A 2,505-nucleotide genomic window follows, 5' to 3' on the forward strand; every position below is an offset into this window, starting at 1 on the left:
TTGGGGCCCCACCCTGGGTGATATGCAGGGGGGTTGGGTGCCGCTTTGGGCGGTTTTTGGGGTGTTGCCCCCCCCCATTGCGCGCCCACGCCCGCGCCCACAGCTCTCTTGTGCGGAACTCGCCTCGAGGGTGGGCCCCAAGTCCTCCCGGACACACTGAGATTGATTGTTGGGCGAGCCTCGCACGCTGTTCGTGCCAGGGTCTTCAGACGACCACCGCCTCGTAGGAGGCCACCCTGTGGCCGACAGCTTTCGCCTCGGTGCAGCAAAAGACCTGTGGCTCTGTCAGCGAAAGATGTCGCGCGCGAGCGCGCTCCTACATGAGATCTGCGCAGGCCTCGCCGGCAGCTCGCTTGCGCGCGATCACCGACGCAGCGATGAGGCCGTATCGATCAACGAGCCGCAGCGATCGTGGTCACCGGCAGTTGCGGGCCACTGGTCGTCACCATCGCACCCATCGTCAACACGCTCAGCAGCACGGCAGCGGCGAAGAAGGTCTTCAGCAGGAAGGTTTCGGTTTTCATGGCGGGTCTCCGTGAGTAAGAGGGTGAGCCCGAGGGCCCTTGCCATGGAGATTGCATCCACCGTGCCAACGTCGAATTTGCCTCGCAAACCGCGTTGCGAAGCCATTTCGCCATGACTATGCGACGCGCGCCTTACTGTCCGCGGACGAAGCCGTGTCCGCCCAGACCTGTCCGCGTGCCGGACCCGAAGCGAGCTCTGGCCCTCCAAACATCATGCCTCAGTGTGTCCGGGAGGCCTGGGTGCCCACCCTCGAGGCGAGTTCCGCACAAGAGAGCGGCCGTAGGCCAATAAGTACATTTGCGCCGGAGGCGCACTCCTTTACGAACGCGGTGGACCTGTCTGAGCAGCGAGGGTGGGCACCCAGGCCTCTTTCCAGAGACGTCTGAGCGCGAGGCGGCGTCAGCCGCTAGTTACATGCATTCGCGCAAGCGAATGAACCGACTACATAGCGCGAAGCGGAACGCGAGCCGACCCCGGAAGATCGAACGCCCTGATTATCAATTGATCGCAGGAAAAGCCGAATGGCGACGTATGAAAAAAACGTCAAGCATTCGACAAATTGTCATTCTGTGATGCTAGCCTATTGATTATCTCAGGGCAGGGATATCCCGCGTACCACAGGGTTTGCCGCGGCGGGCGGCGCTACACAGGACTTATTGCGCTCGGTATGCGTACCGAGCGCTTAGCTGTGTCTGGAGAAAACGTTTTTTCTTGCGCAGGCGTAATAAAAAACGGACGCCTTGTTAATCGCAATTAATCACGTCATTAGAAACATTTTTCGAATTACCCGTTACCAATAACTCGCATCACACCAGGAAACCAGTCGATGAATCGCAATACCCTTTCGGCAGCGATAGCGTTCTCGCTTTGCCTCGTGGCCGGCAGTGCCGCCGCCCAGGACAGCCAGGCGCAGCAGACCCAGTCCAGCACGACGACCACGCAGCGTTCGAACGTCTCTTCCACGTCGAACACCACCAACGACAACGCCACCCGCCGCGCCGCCGAGCAGATGAGCGAAGTCCAGGTGCGCGCGAACTCGCTGTCGCTGGGCGGTGGACTGATGTCCATCCAGGACGCGCCGAAAGCGGTCTCGACCATCTCCCGCGATGCCATCAAGCAGGCCGCGCCGGGCGCCACCTTCATCCAGGCAATCGATTCGATCCCGGGCGTGGTCTCGTCGACGGACGACGTGACCGGCACCAACGACGGCAACGTCACCATCCGCGGCTTTCCCATCGACGAAGTCGGCGTGACCGTCAACGGCGCGCCGATCAACGACAGCGGTAACTACAAGATCTACCCGACCGAATACGGTGACACCGAGAACATGGGTGACATCACCGTGCAGCAGGGTTACCCGGACAACGACACGCCGATCTCCGGCGCGGCCGGTGGCTCCATCGCGTGGGTCACGGTCGATCCGTCGCACACCGCGGGCCTGGATTTCAGCCAGTCGCTGGGCCAGAACAGCTACCACCGCACGTTCTTCCGCCTCAACACCGGCGACACCGGCCCGGTGCGCTCGTGGCTCTCGTATTCGAATAATGAAACCGAGCTGTGGCGTGGCCGCGGCAAGGCCAAGATCACCAAGGTCGACGGCAAGTCGGTCTGGACGATCGATGACCGCAATTCGGTGACCTTCTCGGTGCAGTACAACCGCGAAGTGAAGACCAACTACGAAGGCCTGACCAAGGCCCAGGTGGCGCAGCAGTACAAGCAGAGCTACGCCAGCGTCTATACGCCGGGCAGCACCAGCAGCAACTTCTACGCGCTTCACCAGAACCCGTTCCGCAACTACCTGGCCAGCGCCGACGGCGAATTCACCTTCACCGACAGCCTGCGCCTGAGCGTCGTCCCGTACTTCCAGTACGGTGAGGGCGGTGGCGGCTCCGGCAGCACGGTGACCGAGAACCCGCTGGCCAACGGCAACTATTACCACTCGGTCAATTACGACCTGGACGGCGACGGCAAGATCAGCGG

The 2,505-nt window shown here is 61.7% G+C and carries 2 protein-coding genes; one reads left to right on the forward strand and one right to left on the reverse strand.

Going from position 1 to position 2,505, the window contains the following annotated elements:
* Positions 1–392 precede the first annotated feature (392 nt).
* On the reverse strand, positions 393–524 hold the full coding sequence (locus ACTHLF_RS20835) for a hypothetical protein (RefSeq protein WP_440329310.1): 132 nt from the start codon (positions 522–524) through the stop codon (positions 393–395).
* 827 nt (positions 525–1,351) lie between these two features.
* On the opposite strand from ACTHLF_RS20835, the gene ACTHLF_RS20840 reads away from it, so the two are divergent.
* Positions 1,352–2,505 (forward strand): TonB-dependent receptor plug domain-containing protein (locus ACTHLF_RS20840; protein WP_440330087.1); only part of this gene is annotated, 1,154 nt, incomplete at its 3' end.

The sequence above is a fragment of the Luteibacter sp. genome, from assembly GCF_051958795.1.
In the GTDB taxonomy this organism is placed as follows: Bacteria; Pseudomonadota; Gammaproteobacteria; order Xanthomonadales; family Rhodanobacteraceae; genus Luteibacter.

What these genes read in the sequence shown, in the direction of transcription:
- ACTHLF_RS20835 (WP_440329310.1), bottom strand. Translation starts at nt 524, where the DNA reads ATGAAAACCGAAACCTTCCTGCTGAAGACCTTCTTCGCCGCTGCCGTG.